The organism is Pseudomonas sp. KB_15 (assembly GCF_052114525.1).
In the GTDB taxonomy this organism is placed as follows: Bacteria; Pseudomonadota; Gammaproteobacteria; order Pseudomonadales; family Pseudomonadaceae; genus Aquipseudomonas.
This window is the reverse complement of the sequence record NZ_JBFREX010000003.1, coordinates 91,309-106,801: the sequence shown is the minus strand read 5'-3', so window position 1 is coordinate 106,801 and position 15,493 is coordinate 91,309. Positions and strand designations below refer to the sequence as shown.

General features: G+C 60.0%; 13 protein-coding genes. 8 read left to right on the top strand and 5 right to left on the bottom strand.

Annotation, left to right across the window (positions count from 1 at the left end; genetic code table 11):
- Positions 1-62: 62 nt before the first annotated feature.
- The 4 genes from AB4Z35_RS04710 (at position 63) to AB4Z35_RS04695 (ending at position 7,484) form a co-directional block, all read left to right on the top strand.
- Positions 63-2,204 carry a cytochrome-c peroxidase gene (locus tag AB4Z35_RS04710; RefSeq protein WP_442096189.1) on the top strand — a complete coding sequence of 714 codons (2,142 nt, stop codon included), beginning with the start codon at positions 63-65 and terminating at the stop codon, positions 2,202-2,204.
- Positions 2,205-2,355: 151 nt separating this feature from the next.
- Positions 2,356-3,648 carry a GGDEF domain-containing protein gene (locus AB4Z35_RS04705; RefSeq protein WP_442096188.1) on the top strand — a complete coding sequence of 431 codons (1,293 nt, stop codon included), beginning with the start codon at positions 2,356-2,358 and terminating at the stop codon, positions 3,646-3,648.
- Between the two features lie 85 nt (positions 3,649-3,733).
- Entirely contained in the window at positions 3,734-5,530 is a 1,797-nt protein-coding gene (locus AB4Z35_RS04700) for an acyl-CoA dehydrogenase C-terminal domain-containing protein (protein ID WP_442096187.1), read from the top strand.
- Between the two features lie 175 nt (positions 5,531-5,705).
- The gene (locus AB4Z35_RS04695) at positions 5,706-7,484 is read left to right on the top strand and encodes an acyl-CoA dehydrogenase C-terminal domain-containing protein (RefSeq protein ID WP_442096186.1); all 1,779 of its coding nucleotides are present in this window, start codon (positions 5,706-5,708) and stop codon (positions 7,482-7,484) included.
- Positions 7,485-7,711: 227 nt separating this feature from the next.
- On the opposite strand, the gene AB4Z35_RS04690 is transcribed toward AB4Z35_RS04695, so the two are convergent.
- Positions 7,712-8,641, bottom strand: coding sequence for a LysR family transcriptional regulator (locus AB4Z35_RS04690; RefSeq protein ID WP_442096185.1), 930 nt, complete (start codon positions 8,639-8,641; stop codon positions 7,712-7,714).
- Between the two features lie 169 nt (positions 8,642-8,810).
- On the opposite strand from AB4Z35_RS04690, the gene AB4Z35_RS04685 reads away from it, so the two are divergent.
- The 4 genes from AB4Z35_RS04685 (at position 8,811) to AB4Z35_RS04670 (ending at position 11,258) form a co-directional block, all read left to right on the top strand.
- Positions 8,811-10,094: an aspartate aminotransferase family protein gene (locus tag AB4Z35_RS04685; RefSeq protein ID WP_442096184.1), complete on the top strand. Its 1,284-nt coding sequence runs from the start codon at positions 8,811-8,813 to the stop codon at positions 10,092-10,094.
- A gap of 252 nt (positions 10,095-10,346) precedes the next feature.
- The gene (locus AB4Z35_RS04680; protein ID WP_442096461.1) at positions 10,347-10,703 is read left to right on the top strand and encodes a type II toxin-antitoxin system RelE/ParE family toxin; all 357 of its coding nucleotides are present in this window, start codon (positions 10,347-10,349) and stop codon (positions 10,701-10,703) included.
- On the top strand, positions 10,696-11,016 hold the full coding sequence (locus AB4Z35_RS04675; RefSeq protein WP_442096183.1) for a helix-turn-helix domain-containing protein: 321 nt from the start codon (positions 10,696-10,698) through the stop codon (positions 11,014-11,016). The genes AB4Z35_RS04680 and AB4Z35_RS04675 overlap by 8 nt, the downstream gene beginning before the upstream one ends.
- Before the next feature lie 83 nt (positions 11,017-11,099).
- Positions 11,100-11,258 carry a YqaE/Pmp3 family membrane protein gene (locus AB4Z35_RS04670; RefSeq protein ID WP_003228885.1) on the top strand — a complete coding sequence of 53 codons (159 nt, stop codon included), beginning with the start codon at positions 11,100-11,102 and terminating at the stop codon, positions 11,256-11,258.
- Between the two features lie 145 nt (positions 11,259-11,403).
- On the opposite strand, the gene AB4Z35_RS04665 is transcribed toward AB4Z35_RS04670, so the two are convergent.
- From AB4Z35_RS04665 to pqqC, 4 genes are read right to left on the bottom strand one after another with little or no spacing between them, the layout of a single operon-like run.
- Entirely contained in the window at positions 11,404-13,230 is a 1,827-nt protein-coding gene (locus AB4Z35_RS04665) for a S9 family peptidase (RefSeq protein WP_442096182.1), read from the bottom strand.
- A complete protein-coding gene (gene pqqE, locus AB4Z35_RS04660) occupies positions 13,196-14,368 on the bottom strand; it encodes a pyrroloquinoline quinone biosynthesis protein PqqE (RefSeq protein ID WP_442096181.1) in 1,173 nt (390 codons plus the stop codon). The genes AB4Z35_RS04665 and pqqE overlap by 35 nt, the downstream gene beginning before the upstream one ends.
- Positions 14,340-14,615 (bottom strand): pyrroloquinoline quinone biosynthesis peptide chaperone PqqD, encoded by a 276-nt coding sequence (gene pqqD, locus AB4Z35_RS04655; protein ID WP_015097086.1) that lies wholly within the window; start codon positions 14,613-14,615, stop codon positions 14,340-14,342. Before pqqD ends, pqqE begins: the two co-directional genes overlap by 29 nt.
- Positions 14,612-15,364 carry a pyrroloquinoline-quinone synthase PqqC gene (gene pqqC, locus AB4Z35_RS04650; RefSeq protein ID WP_442096180.1) on the bottom strand — a complete coding sequence of 251 codons (753 nt, stop codon included), beginning with the start codon at positions 15,362-15,364 and terminating at the stop codon, positions 14,612-14,614. Before pqqC ends, pqqD begins: the two co-directional genes overlap by 4 nt.
- Positions 15,365-15,493 lie beyond the last annotated feature (129 nt).

Below are 15,493 nucleotides of genomic sequence, written 5' to 3'. Positions count from 1 at the left end.
CTCATCTCGCAACAGGGCAACCGCGGAGCCTGACTACTCCGTACTGAATCGGGAACGTCATCATGTTTAATTATTTGAGCATCTTCCGAACTACCTGTTTGCCCCGTGTGATGGTGATGACACTGTTCGCCATTGGCCTGCCCGTCATGAACGTTTGGGCCGCAGACCCGGTCGGGGTCGTTCCGGCCGTGCCGGACGTGCCCAGCCTGCAGTCGCTGCACGGCCTGACGCCACCCGACCCATCGGGAACCGAGGGCGGGCGCAAAGTCGACCTGATGACCGACTACGTACTCAATCGCTCGGCGGCAGTGCTCCTGGGCAAGGCACTGTTCTGGGATATGGAGGTCGGCAGTGACGGTTCCACCGCTTGCGCGTCCTGCCACTTCCACGCGGGTGCCGATCACCGCACCACCAACCAGATCAACCCTGGCCAGGCGAACACCAACGCGAACGTCTCGTCGATCTTCAACAAGCCATTCATCGCCTCCGACATCCCGGGCGACGTGCCGACCTACACCACCAGGTCCGGTGGCAAGGGCGGTCCGAACTACCTGTTGAAGAAAAGCGACTTCCCGACCCACGTGCTGGCCGATCCGCTGGATCGCAACTCGGCAATTGTCTATTCAAGCGACGATGTGATCGGCTCCCAAGGCGTGTTCGACGCCAACTTCGTCAAGCCCAATCAGTCGCGGTTCGACAAGTGCATTCAGCAACCGGACGGTATTTTCCAGGTGGGCGGTATCAACGTGCGCCGTAGCACCGGGCGTAATGCACCGACGGTGATCAACGCTGCGTTCAACGTGCGCAACTTCTGGGATGGCCGGGCCAATAACGTGTTCAATGGCTTCTCGCCGTTCGGCAATCGCGACCCTGACGCCGGGATTTTCGTGACCAGCGATCGCAGTGGCGTGGCGACCAAAGTCAGGCTGGCACTCAACGATGCTTCCGCCGCCTCGCAAGCGGTAGGGCCGCCCGGCAGCCCGGTGGAAATGTCCTGCGGCGGGCGTACCTTCGCCGACATTGGACGGCGCATGCTCGACACCTTGATGCTCAAGCAGCAACGAATCTCGTCCACCGATTCGGTACTCGGGCCGGTATCCGGCGGCCATCGGCCGACTTACCGTGAACTGATCAAGAGCGCATTCCAGCCGCGTCTGTGGAATGCCACGCAGCAGGTCTCGCTGGGCGGCGCACCATACACCCAGATGGAAGCAAACTTCCCGTTGTTCTTCGGGCTGGCGATTCAGATGTACGAGTCCACGCTGATCTCGGACCAGGCGCCGCTGGATGCCTATTTGCAGGGCGATCATACGGCCATGAACGATCAGCAGGTCCAGGGCATGAACCTGTTCCTGGGCAAGGGCAAGTGCATCAGTTGCCACGGCGGCGCGGAGTTGAGCAACGCCGGCAGCCGGTTGCTGTTCCATCCTCGGGAACGGATCGAGCGCATGGTCATGGCCGACAACCTGACCACACTGTATGACAACGGCTTCTACAACACCGGGGTGCGTCCGACGTCGGAGGACCTGGCGCTCGGTGGCTCGGATGCCTGGGGCAATCCGCTGTCCTTCACTCGTGAGTACAACACCGTACTCCAGGGCGGCCAGGTCCCTGACCCGCTGGAAGTCGATGTGTGCACCTTCGAAGTGCCTTTGAGCCCGGCGATTCCTTGTGATGCGACGCTCAAGCCCAATGTCGGTTTCCGCGACGCGGTCGATGGCGCCTTCAAGACGCCGACCTTGCGCAACATCGCGTTGACCGGGCCGTACTTCCACAACGGCAGTCGCGCAACGCTGCAACAGGTCATGGAGTTCTACAACCGCGGCGGCGATCGGCGTGGCGAAGATGCCAGTAACACCAGCGGATTCGAACACCCGGCAGTCAATCAGCACAACGGCTCCAATCTTGATCCGGACATGACCCGGCTGAACCTGACCCCGGATGAAGTGGATGCGCTGGTCAAGTTCATGGAAGTCGGGCTGACCGACCCTCGGGTCGCGTGGGAACGGGCACCGTTTGACCATCCGTCGCTGGTGCTGCCACAGGGCGAAAAGGGTGATGAAAACTCCGTCGGACAAAAACCGGCCAGTCCGAAGATTACTTCCCGGCAAGCGAAGGATGCCGAAATCGAGCTCAGACCGGTCGGTGCCGAAGGTCGCACACGTCTGGAAGGGCCGCTGCAACCGTTCAACAACGACCTGTAACCGTATTTGCCCTTGCGTCACTGGCGTCTGATGGACGCCAGTGACGACCTTTTACAAATACCTCAGTATTTCACTCAGCAAATCGGGGGGGCTGCCGTTAAAGTTGTGGGCACAATGCCATCTTTTGAACTGACGGGCCGGAGCTTTACCCTTGCTGCGTTCTTCCGCTGTACGTTTCAGTCATTTCCTGCCGTCATTACTGCTGTTGCTGGCGGGGCTTGCGGCTGCATACATCAAGGATCTGAACGTCTTCTTCACGTCGTTGTTCAACGTGCTGCCCACCCTGGTGTTGTTACTCGGTGGCGCCTATTGCGCGGTGTACCGACGCCAGCGTGAACTGTTTCTGATGGTCACGGTGTACATCGCCTACTTCCTGCTCGACACCCAGACCGACTATTACCGCGACAACGGCAAGGTGCGTGACGATGCCGCCGTGGTCTTTCACTTGTGTTGCCTGCTGCTGCCGCTGCTGTTTGGCGTGTTCGCGGTGTGGCAGGAACGCACCCATCTGTTCCAGGACATGGTGGCGCGTTTCGCAGTATTGCTGGCGGTCGGCAGCGTGGCGCTGGGGCTTGAGCAAAGTTATCCACATGCGCTGCTGATCTGGTTGTCGGAGATTCGCTGGCCCGCCTTGCATGGCGCCTGGATGAGCCTGATCCAGTTGTCCTATCCGGTGTTCATTGCCGCGTTTGTGCTGCTGGCCTGGCAATACTGGCGCAATCCGCGGCCGCTGCATGCCGCGCAATTGGTGGGGTTGCTCGGGTTGTTCTGGATGTTGCCGAAAACCTTCATCCTGCCGTTCACGCTGAACATCATGTGCAGCCAGGTGATGCTGATGATCGCCGCCGCCGTTGCCCACGAAGCCTACCAAATGGCCTTCCGTGACGAACTGACCGGGCTGCCGGGCCGTCGTGCGCTGAATGAACGCATGCAACGGCTGGGGCGCAACTACGTGTTGGCCATGAGCGACGTCGACCACTTCAAGAAATTCAACGACACCCACGGCCACGACGTTGGTGACCAGGTGCTGCGGCTGGTGGCGAGCAAGCTGTCGAAAATCGGCGGTGGCGGTAAGGCGTATCGCTATGGCGGCGAGGAATTTGCCCTGGTGTTTGCAGGCAAGACCCTCGAAGAGTGCATGCCGCACCTGGAAGTCATCCGCGAGTCCATCGCCACTTACAACATTCAGCTGCGTAATCAGGAAAACCGCCCGCAGGATGACAATCAGGGGCGCCAGCGGCGTGCCGGTTCCAGTGCATCGAGTGTATCGGTGACGGTCAGTATCGGCGTTGCCGAACGGATCGAACAGCGCGCCCCCGAAGCGGTGCTCAAGTCCGCTGACCAGGCGCTTTATAGCGCCAAGGGCGCCGGGCGCAACTGTGTGATGGCATTCGGGCAGAACCGCCGTGGTGCCGTGCGCAGGGACGCCGCTACGGTTGAGTGATGATGGCGCATTCAGCGAGCGGAAAGTGATTGTGAGGCGTGGTCGGCAGCAGTAGGTTGGAGAAATCTGCCGACGGAGAATGACCATGCCCGAGTACAAAGCTCCCTTGCGCGACATGCGCTTTCTGATCGACCACGTCTTCGACTTCCAGAGCAACTACGCTGCGCTGGGGGCCACCGATGCCAGCCCGGACATGGTCAATGCGATCCTCGAAGAAGGGGCTAAATTCTGCGAAAACGTACTGTCGCCGCTCAACCGTAGCGGCGATGAAGAAGGCTGCCATTTCGACAATGGCGTGGTCACCACACCGGCGGGCTTCAAGCAGGCATTCGCCCAATATGTCGAGGGCGGCTGGCATGGCCTGGCGGCGGATCCGGTTTACGGCGGTCAAGGGTTGCCGATCTCTCTGGGCCTGGTGATCAGCGAAATGGTGGGCTCCAGCAACACCTCATGGGGTATGTACCCCGGGCTGACCCACGGTGCGATGTCGGCGATCCACGCCCATGGCACCGAGGAGCAAAAGCAGACCTATTTGAAGAAACTCACCGCTGGCCAATGGACCGGCACCATGTGCCTGACCGAAGCCCATTGCGGCACCGACCTGGGCATCATCAAGACCCGAGCCGTGCCTGCGGCCGATGGCAGCTATGCGATCTCCGGCAGCAAGATCTTTATCTCGGCCGGCGAGCACGACATGAGCGCCAACATCATTCATCTGGTGCTGGCCAAATTGCCGGACGCACCGGCAGGGACCAAGGGCATTTCGCTGTTCATCGTGCCCAAGTTCCTGCCCGACGCGACGGGCGAAGCGGGTGAGCGCAACGGCGTGTCCTGCGGCTCGATCGAACACAAAATGGGCATCAAGGCCTCGGCCACCTGCGTGCTGAACTTCGACGAGGCCAAGGGCTTCTTGATCGGCGAGCCGAACAAGGGCCTGAACTGCATGTTCACCATGATGAACCACGCAAGGCTGGGTACCGGCATGCAAGGGCTGTGTCTGGGCGAGGCGAGCTTCCAGGGCGCAATCAAGTACGCCAACGACCGTTTGCAGATGCGTGCGCTGACTGGCCCGAAAGCGCCGGAGAAAGCTGCCGACCCGATCATCGTGCACCCCGATGTGCGGCGGATGTTGCTGACCATGAAAGCCTTCAACGAAGGCAATCGCGCGCTGACTTACTTCACCGCGCAGTTGCTCGATGTTGCACACCTGAGTCCGGATGGAACGGCGCGTCAGGAAGCCGAAGACTTGCTGGCGTTCCTCACGCCGATCTGCAAAGCCTTCATGACCGACACCGGCCTGGAAGTGACCAACCATGGCATGCAGGTGTTTGGCGGCCACGGGTTCATTCGCGAATGGGGTATGGAGCAACTGGTGCGCGACTGCCGCATTGCGCCGATCTACGAAGGCACCAACGGCATTCAGGCGCTGGACTTGCTTGGGCGCAAGGTACTCGGCAGTCAGGGCAAGCTGCTGCGTGGCTTCACCAAAATCGTCCACAAGTTCTGCGCGGCGAACGCCGAACATCCACAATTGGCCGGGTATGTGGCGCAGCTCAATCAACTGAATCAGCAGTGGGGTGAGCTGACCACCAAGGTCGGCATGGCGGCGATGAAAAACCCGGACGAAGTCGGTGCCGCGTCGGTGGATTACCTGATGTACAGCGGTTACATCATCCTCGGCTATCTGTGGTTGCGCATGGCGCTCGTGGCTCAGGCGCAACTCGATACTGGCAGTGGCGATGGCGATTTCTGCCGGGGCAAACTGGCAACCAACGAGTTTTACTTCAAGCGCCTGCTGCCACGCACCGCCGCTCATCGGGCGGCCATCGAAGCGGGGAGCGATTGCCTGATGCAACTGCCGGCGGAGTTGTTTGCGCTTTAGTCATATAAATCCGTTACAAAGAAGCTCGCCTTGTGTGGGCTTTTTTGTTGGTGACTAAAAATTACAAAACGGTCATGATCTGACCCTATGTGTCACAAAAGTTGTTGGGGTACACTCCGGCCCAACGAAAACACTCTTCCTGTGAATCACCTGTATAGATCTTGCGAGGTTTGCCATGGCTGACTACAAAGCGCCCCTGCGCGATATGCGCTTCGTCCTCAATGAAGTTTTCGAGGTCGCCAAACTCTGGGCCGAGCTGCCTGCACTGGCTGAAACCGTCGATGCAGAAACGGTCGAAGCCATCCTGGAAGAAGCCGGCAAAGTCACCGGCAAAAGCATCGCACCGCTGAGCCGTGCAGCGGACGAAGAAGGTTGCCATTGGGCGGACGGTGCCGTCACCACGCCGGCCGGTTTCCCACAGGCCTATCAGACCTACGCTGAAGGCGGTTGGGTCGGTGTCGGCGGTGATCCTGCCTACGGCGGCATGGGCATGCCCAAAGCCGTTTCGGCCCAGGTCGAAGAAATGGTCAACTCCGCCAGCCTGTCGTTCGGTCTGTATCCGATGCTGACCGCCGGCGCTTGCCTGTCGATCAACGCCCACGCCAGCGAAGAGCTGAAAGCGGCGTACCTGCCGAACATGTATGCCGGCATCTGGGCCGGTTCCATGTGCCTGACCGAGCCGCACGCCGGTACAGACCTGGGGATCATTCGTACCAAGGCCGAGCCTCAGGCCGACGGTTCCTACAAGGTCAGCGGCACCAAGATCTTCATCACCGGTGGCGAACACGACCTGACCGCAAACATCATCCACCTGGTGTTGGCCAAGCTGCCGGATGCACCGGCGGGTCCGAAAGGCATTTCGCTGTTCCTGGTGCCCAAGTTCATGGTCAATGCCGATGGCAGCCTGGGCGCGCGCAACACTTTGAGCTGTGGTTCGATCGAACACAAGATGGGCATCCAGGCGTCCGCGACCTGCGTGATGAACTTCGATGAGGCCGTGGGTTACCTGGTCGGCGAGCCGAACAAAGGCCTGGCGGCCATGTTCACCATGATGAACTACGAGCGACTGGGCGTCGGTATCCAGGGCCTGGCTACTGGCGAGCGCTCGTACCAGAACGCCGTGGAATACGCCCGTGACCGTCTGCAAAGCCGTTCGCCGACTGGCGCGCAGAACAAGGACAAAGTGGCTGACCCGATTATCGTCCACCCGGATGTGCGTCGCATGCTGCTGACCATGAAAGCCTCGAACGAAGGTGGCCGAGCGTTTTCCACCTACGTGGCGATGCAACTGGACACCGCCAAGTTCAGCGAAGACGCAACCACCCGCAAGCGTGCGGAAGACCTGGTGGCGTTGCTGACCCCGGTGGCCAAGGCGTTCCTGACCGACCTGGGCCTGGAAACCACCGTTCACGGCCAGCAGGTCTTCGGCGGCCACGGTTACATTCGTGAATGGGGCCAGGAGCAACTGGTACGCGACGTGCGCATCACCCAGATCTACGAAGGCACCAACGGCATCCAGGCGCTGGACCTGGTCGGGCGCAAAATCGTGGGTAGCGGCGGGGCGTTCTACAACCTGTTCGCCGACGAGATTCGTCACTTCACGGCGACCGCCAGCGCGGACCTCGCCGAGTTCACCAAGCCGCTGAACGATGCTGTTACCACTCTCGACGAATTGACCGCGTGGTTGCTGGATCGGGTAAAAAACAATCCGAACGAAATCGGCGCAGCGTCGGTCGAGTATCTGCAGGTGTTCGGTTACGTGGCGTACGCCTACATGTGGGCCCTGATGGCCAAGGCAGCTTTCGGCAAGGAAGCGCAAGACGATTTCTATGCCAGCAAACTGGGCACGGCGCGGTTCTATTTTGCCCGCCTGTTGCCGCGCATTCACTCGTTGAGCGCGTCGGTGAAGGCCGGTAGTGAATCGTTGTTCCTGCTGGATGCAGGACAATTTTGAGTCAGTAGTATTTTGTAAGCATTCTCTTACGCAACGTGCTGCACTTCTCCCATAGATGCAAATTGGATCCACGGCTAATCTACTTCTCATGGACGTAGCGTAGGAAGCGCAAAGCAACAACAGGGACACGTAGGATTCTGCCAGGACGGCGGAGTGAAATGGATGTCAGGGAAACAGTCTGCAAAGCCCCGCTTCGGCGGGGTTTTCTTTTGCCTGAAGAAAAGTGTTCAGCTCGTCCCTTCCAGAGCTTGCGCGCTATTCAAACGTTCATCCGGGCCGTTTATCACTTCTTCCAGCAATGTCCGCAGCAATGCCAGCGAGGCCTGCTGCCGTTGCACATCCCGACACACCAAACCGACTTTCAGCGGCACGCGTGGTTCACTCAGGGGCTTCCATAGCAACTCGTGGTTGCCATGAGTCTTTTGCGAGCGTCCGGGCAGCACCGTCGCAAGGCGCGTGTGCGGCAGGCTGTCGAGGATCCCGGCCATGTTGTTCAGTTCGGCTTGCACCTGTGGGCGACGTCCGAGGCTTGCCAGTTGTGCCTGCCAGATCTGCCTTATTTGAAATTCCTCGCCCAGCAACAACATCGGCAGTTCGGCGGCCTGGCGCATGGACACTTTCTTGAATTCACGCAGCGGATGCTCCGCCGGGATGACCAGGGTCAGTTCATCTTCGTACAGCATCACGCCATGCAAACCAGGCTGGCGGGGTGGCAGGTAGCTGATGCCGATGTCCAGTGAGCCGTTGAGCAGTCGCCGCTCGATTTCCAGGCCGGTCAGTTCATAGATCTGCACCACCAGATGCGGCTGCGCCTTGCGCACCCGCTCGAGCATTTGCGGAACGAGGCTGGTATGCACGGTCTGCAATACACCGATGGCCAGGGTGCGCAGCGCCTGACCCTTGAAGTTGCCGAGCGCTTCCCGTGCCCGTTGCAGGCCATCGAGCAAAGGCAGGGCGTGGTTGTACAGCGTGTGCGCTGCGAGGGTCGGCAACAGGCGTTTGCTACTGCGTTCGAACAGGCTCACATCGAGGTTTTGTTCGAGGTGGCGGATCTGCTGGGACAGCGCCGGCTGGGAGATGGACAGGCGCTCGGCGGCACGGCCCACATGGCCTTCCTCATAGACCGCGACGAAATAACGCAGTTGCTTGAAATCCATAAGTAGTGCTTATCGAAAATGCTGGGAAATCGAAATGGCTGAATGCCTCGTCTGAGCCTAGTCTAACCGCATTCACAGGGCTTACAGGGCCACAGAGCGCGATGAATACCGTTTGTTTCGATGGTGTTTACATAGGTAAGGCAAAAAACCTCAAAAGAGGTTTTTTCAGTTGAATCTGTTCAGTCTGCGTCGCAGTCCTCCCAGCCTTGATGATCTGGTCATGGACGCCTCCCTGCCAACCCAAGGCAGTAACCTTTCCAGCGAGTACTTGATGCCCAGTGTCGAGCGGCCGAAACAGGTGTTTGTGCGTGGTCAGGGTTCATGGTTGTGGGACAGCGATGACCGTGCCTGTCTGGATTTTTCCCAGGGAGGCGGGGCCAACAGCCTTGGTCACAGTCCTTCGGTACTGGTCAACGCAATCACCGCCCAGGCGCAATCGCTGATCAATCCGGGATTCGGCCTGCATAACCGCGGCATGCTCAGCCTCGCCGAGCAACTGTGTACCAGCACTGGCAGTGATCAGGCTTACCTGCTCAATACCGGCAGCGAAGCCTGTGAGGCGGCGATCAAACTGGCGCGCAAATGGGGTCAGCAGCATCGCGCTGGTGCGTCGCGCATCATTGTGGCCAACAACGGTTGCCATGGCCGTAGCCTGGCGACGATTTCGGCGTCGGACAGTTCGGCATTGATCAACCGGTTCGAGCCGCAATTGCCGGGCTTCAGTCGTGTTCCATTCAATGATCTGCCAGCGTTGCATGAGGCGGTCGATGAACGGACCGTAGCGATCATGCTCGAGCCGATCCAGAGCGAAGCCGGCGTGATCCCGGCCACTGCGCATTACCTCAAGGGCGTCGAACGCTTGTGCCGTGAGCTCGGCATTTTGCTGATCTTCGACGAAGTGCAAACCGGCATCGGCCGTTGTGGCACCCTGCTTGCGGAACAGTCCTATGGTGTAACGGCGGATATCGTCGTGCTCGGCAAAGGGTTGGGCGGCGGTGTGCCATTGGCCGCGTTGCTGGCGCGGGGCAAGGCTTGCTGTTTCGAAACGGGCGAGGTAACCGGCACTCATCACGGCAATGCGCTGATGACCGCTGCGGGACTTTCGGTGCTCGATACGGTGCAGGACAAGGGATTCCTCAAACACGTCGCAGAAACCGGTCAACACCTGCGTGAAGGTTTGGGGCGCTTGGCCCATCGTTACGGTCACGGCGAGTTGCGCGGACAAGGGCTGCTCTGGGGGCTGACGCTGTCGGACGATTCCGCCGGCGCGGTAGTCAAGGCTGCGCTGTACGAAGGCCTGCTGCTCAATGCCCCACAACCCGATTGCCTGCGTTTTACCCCTGCGCTTAATGTCAGCCACGCCAACATCGACGAAATGCTCCTGCGCCTGGGGCGCGCCTTCTCCCGAGTACGCACCGCGCAATTGCAGTGCCGCAAAGGCATTGCCGTCTGATCAGACGCGCCCTACACGTATTCCCGAACCGTCTCGCGGTAAAACGCACGCCTCACGCCTGATTCTTTTGGCGTGGGGCGTTTTTTTGTGGCCGGGTTTTGCCATTGGCAATTTCGGCTTGAGCGGTTAGCACATCAATGGCTTTCTAGCGTGCATCGGCAGGGAGTGCCGGTGCCAGCGATTGAACTTTGTTTTGGCGTTGGCTTTGAATTCCATACCACTGGGTGGTATGTTTTTGCGGAAGGGATACCTATGTCGCCGAGGCTGTTCAAGACAAAGCGTTTTGCGATGCAGGCCGCCAAGGCCTGGATCGGTGATGACGAACTTCGGGAGGCATTCGCCGAAATGTTCAATGGCCAGGCTGACAATCTGGGTGGCGGGGTCTGGAAGAAGCGTTTGAACTCCAACCGCCATCGCTCGATTATCCTGGCCAAGGGAGGTGCTTATTGGATCTATCAGTTCCTATATGCGAAGAAAGATCAGAGCAACATCAGTCCCAGGCATTTGCTCGACCTGCGAGAGTTGGCCAAGACATATGGTGGACTGACCGAAATGGAAATTCAGCGCTTGCTGGATGCAAAGGAGTTTGTGGAGATACCAAATGAGTAAAAAATTCAAAAGTGAGCTATCGGAATCGATCCACGAATCGGCCAGTGCCTTGTACGCCATCGGTGCAATCAGCAAGTCGACCATGCGTGAATTCGATGAGTCTTGTCTTGCAACGGTGCCGAATGCGATTCCCGCTGAGGAGATCAAGGCACTGCGCGAGCGCAACAATGTCAGCCAACCAGTGTTCGCGCGCTACTTGAACACCAGTGCTTCCACGGTCAAGCAATGGGAAGCTGGGGATAAGCACCCTAGTGGCATGGCGTTGAAGTTGCTGAGCATCGTGCAGAAACACGGTCTGGAAATACTGGCCTGAGGAATCGGACTGAACCCTGACAAACGGCACAGGTCGACTAGCTGTAGGGTTCGAACGAGCCCACCCCAATCAGGAGCTGCCCCATGGACTTTATTCGCATCATCATCGCCATCCTGTTACCGCCACTGGGTGTGTTTCTGCAAGTAGGATTCGGCGGTGCATTCTGGCTGAATATTCTGCTGACGTTGTGCGGTTATATTCCGGGGATCGTGCATGCGGTGTACATCATCGCCAAGCGCTGAGCTGAGCGTCGGCAGGTCGGCAGCCTTCGCGGGCAAGTCGGATCGCCGCACCGCCGCTCCCACAGGTTCTGTGGTGTGCACAAATTCTGTGGGAGCGGGCTTGCCCGCGAAGGGGGCGCCATTGTTTCAGCTCTGTGCGCAGACCTCAGTCCACTGAACCCATCACCCTTCGATAAAACAACCACTCCTGCTCCAGCGCATGGGCCTGATTTCCAGCCTTGCGGAAACCGTGGCGTTCATCGGCGTAGTAATGCGCTTCGACCAGAATACCGTTGTCCCGTAGCGCCGCGACCATGTCGCGGGTCTGCTGCGGGACGACCACGGCATCCAGTTCACCTTGAAAGAAGATCACCGGCACGCGGATGTTGCCGGCATGCAGCAGCGGCGTGCGGGCCGCGTAGCGTTCGGCGTCCAGCAGCGGATCGCCAATCAACCAATCCAGATAGTCGCTTTCGAATTTGTGGGTCGCGCGCCCCAGCGCCACCGGGTCGCTGACCCCATACAGACTGGCGCCGGCGCGGAACACGTTGTGAAAGGCCAGGGCGCAAAGGGTGGTGTAGCCGCCGGCGCTGCCGCCGCGGATGAAGGTCTTGTCGCCGTCGATCAAGCCTCGCTGGTTGAGGTAACTGACCACGGCGCAGGCATCTTGCACATCAACATCGCCCCAGCTCAGGTGTAGCGCCTGGCGATAGTCCCGGCCATAACCGCTGCTGCCGCGATAGTTGAGGTCGGCCACGGCGAAGCCCCGCTGTGCCCAGTACTGGATACGCGGATCGAGCATCGGGTAGCACGCCGAGGTCGGGCCGCCATGGACGAACACCACCAACGGCGGTTTCGCCTTGCCGGTCATCGCCGGGTAGAAAAAGCCGTGTGCTTCGCCTGAGCCACTCGGGTAGCGCAAGGTTTGCGGACGGCTGATCTGTTCGGGGGGAAGCGGTGCGATGCCGCCGGCCAGTACTTTCACTTGTCGGCTCTGGCGGTCGATGGCGATGACGGCGGTTGAACTGACGGGCGACGCCGCGATGCAATAGATGAACTGATCATCCACGGCAAGATGGCGGAAGCGGCTGTAGTCACCGGTAAAGTCTGCGCTGGAATCGCCGCATACGCCTAATCGACCAAACCCGCCTTCGGTCCAACTGGCCAGATAACTATCGTCGCCCAGCGGCAACCAGGTGCTGCCGCCGAGTTGCCAGGGCGCGGGGCCATGGTCGGCGGCGGCGCTTGGCAATGGGCTCAGGCCTTTTTCGGATTCCATCCAGGGCTGCCAGTAACCCGCGCGATCCGTCAGGCAATACAAGCGGCCGCCGGCATCAAACCGCGGTTGTTGCACAGACTCTTGAGTGCCGTCGCCCGCCACACAACGAGCCTCGGCAAAACCGCCATCGGCCAGGCGTTCGGCAACCATCAAACGGGTCGCGGTCCATGGCTGATCCGGGTGATCCCATTCGATCCAGGCCAGACGCCGGGCATCAGGACTCAGCGTCGGCGCGGCGTAAAAATCAGCACCTTCGGCCAGCAAGTGACGTGCGCCATCCAACAGATCGATTGCCACCAGTCGGTGTTGATCGCGATGCTCCTCGACTGCCAGCACCTGCCCGTGGGCGAACTGTAAATCGCCATACCGGCACGCACCGGACGTCAGCTTTTCGGGCGATTCGCCTTGCAGTGATTGTCGATACAACTGCTGGTCGGCCTCGTTGACGAAAACAACGCCGTTGTCAGTCAGACAAAACGCTCCACCGCCATATTCGTACACCCGACTGCGCACGCTGAACCCCGGTGGCGTCATACATTTCGCTGCACCGTTACGCCAATGCCAGATCCGGCACGCCGCGTCTTCGGGGCGGTACTCGTTCCAGAACAGGCCCTGTCGACCGACCTGCAGTTCGGCAAAGTCGATACCGGCGGCCACGGCTTTGGCAGCGCTGAAAGGTTCAGCTTTTGGCGATGAGGCGTGAGTTTCGTTCATTGCGAAAGGCCAGTTGGTCGATGGTCTGGGTCGCGTGCTCGGCTTCTTCGCGAGCCTTGAGGATCACGCCGTGTTGTGGCGACTTGCTGCACACCGGGTCGGCGTTGCTGGCATCGCCGGTGAGCATGAACGCCTGGCAGCGGCAGCCGCCGAAGTCTTTTTCTTTCTCGTCACAGGAGCGGCACGGTTCGGGCATCCAGTCGTAGCCGCGGAAACGGTTGAAGCCAAATGAGTCGTACCAGATGTGCTGCATGCTGTGATCGCGCACGTTGGGAAACTGCACCGGCATCTGTCGGGCACCGTGACAGGGCAGGGCGGTTCCGTCTGGCGTGACCGTCAGAAAAATACTGCCCCAGCCATTCATGCAGGCTTTCGGGCGTTCTTCGTAATAGTCCGGGGTGACGAATATCAGCTTGCACGGATGCCCTTCGGCTGCCAGTTTGGCGCGGTACTCGTTGGTGATGCGTTCGGCGCGCACCAGTTGCTCTTGGGTCGGCAATAGCCCGACGCGATTGAGTTGCGCCCAGCCGTAAAACTGGCAAGTGGCGAGCTCGACGAAGTCCGCTTCCAGCGCGATGCACAGCTCGATGATGCGGTCGATCTGGTCGATGTTGTGCCGATGGGTCACGAAGTTCAGCACCATCGGATAACCGTGGGCCTTCACCGCCCGGGCCATGTCCAGTTTCTGCGCAAAGGCCTTTTTTGAACCGGCCAGCAGGTTGTTCACCTGCTCGTCGCTGGCCTGGAAACTGATCTGGATGTGATCGAGGCCGGCCTTCTTGAAATCGCCGATTTTCTGCTCGGTCAGGCCGATGCCGGAGGTGATCAGGTTGGTGTAGAAGCCGAGTTTGCGGGCTTCGGCAATCAGCTCGGCGAGGTCCTGGCGCACCAGCGGCTCGCCACCGGAAAAGCCCAGCTGCGCGGCGCCCATCTCCCGTGCTTCGCGGAACACCTTGATCCACTGCTCGGTGCTCAGCTCTTTGCCTTGCTCGGCGAAGTCCAGCGGATTGGAGCAGTACGGGCATTGCAGCGGGCAGCGATAGGTCAGCTCGGCGAGCAGCCACAGCGGCAGGCCGACGTCGGGTTTGGGCGGTACTTGCCTTGATGAATCAGGCAAGTTCGATCCAGTGCTGCGCACGGGCAACCTCCATGAATTGCTCGATGTCGTCTCCGAGCTCTGGCACGCCGGGGAACTGTTGGTCGAGCTCATTGATGATCGCCGCAACATCCCGCTCACCGTCGATCAAACCGCCGATCAGCGCGGCACTTTCGTTGAGTTTGATCATGCCTTCCGGGTACAGCAGCACGTGGCCTTTTTGCGCCGGTTCGTACTGGAATCGGTAGCCGGGGCGCCAGGTCGGGGTCTTGCTGCGATCGAAACTCATAATGTGATTCCTTTGTGCCAGACCCGCTCCCCGGTCACGCTGTGATACGGCGGGCGTTTCAGTTCGTAGGCCATGCTCATGGCATCGAGCATGCTCCAAAGAATGTCCAGTTTGAACTGGAGAATTTCCAGCATGCGCTCCTGGCCTTCCCGGGTCCTGTAGTGCTCAAGCGTGATCGCCAGACCATGCTCGACATCACGCCGTGCCTGGCCCAGGCGGGTGCGGAAATAGTCGTAGCCGGCCGGGTCGATCCATGGGTAGTGCCGGGGCCAACTGTCCAGGCGCGATTGGTGGATTTGCGGGGCGAACAGTTCGGTCAGCGAGCTGCTCGCGGCTTCCTGCCAACTGGCGCGGCGAGCAAAGTTGACGTAAGCGTCGACGGCGAAGCGCACACCGGGCAGCACCAGTTCCTGGGAGCGCAGCTGGTCCGGGTCGAGGCCCACGGCCTGGCCCAGGCGCAGCCAGGCTTCGATGCCGCCGTCTTCACCGGGCGCGCCGTCGTGGTCGAGCAGGCGCTGAATCCACTCGCGGCGGATCTCGCGGTCAGGGCAGTTAGCGAGGATCGCCGCGTCTTTCAGGGGAATGTTCACCTGATAGTAAAAGCGGTTGGCGACCCAACCCTGAATCTGTTCGCGGGTGGCCCGGCCTTCATACATCGCCACGTGGTAGGGGTGATGGATGTGGTAGTAGGCGCCTTTGGCGCGCAGGGCCGCTTCGAATTCGGCGGGGGACATCGGGGTGTCAGTCATCGGGGGGCTCCGGGGAATAACCTGGATATGTGTTGCTGCTGCCGGCCTCATCGCGAGCAGGCTCGCTCCCACAGTTGATCGCGTACCTTTGTGGGAGCGAGCCTGCTCGCGATAGACCGCGCAGCGGTC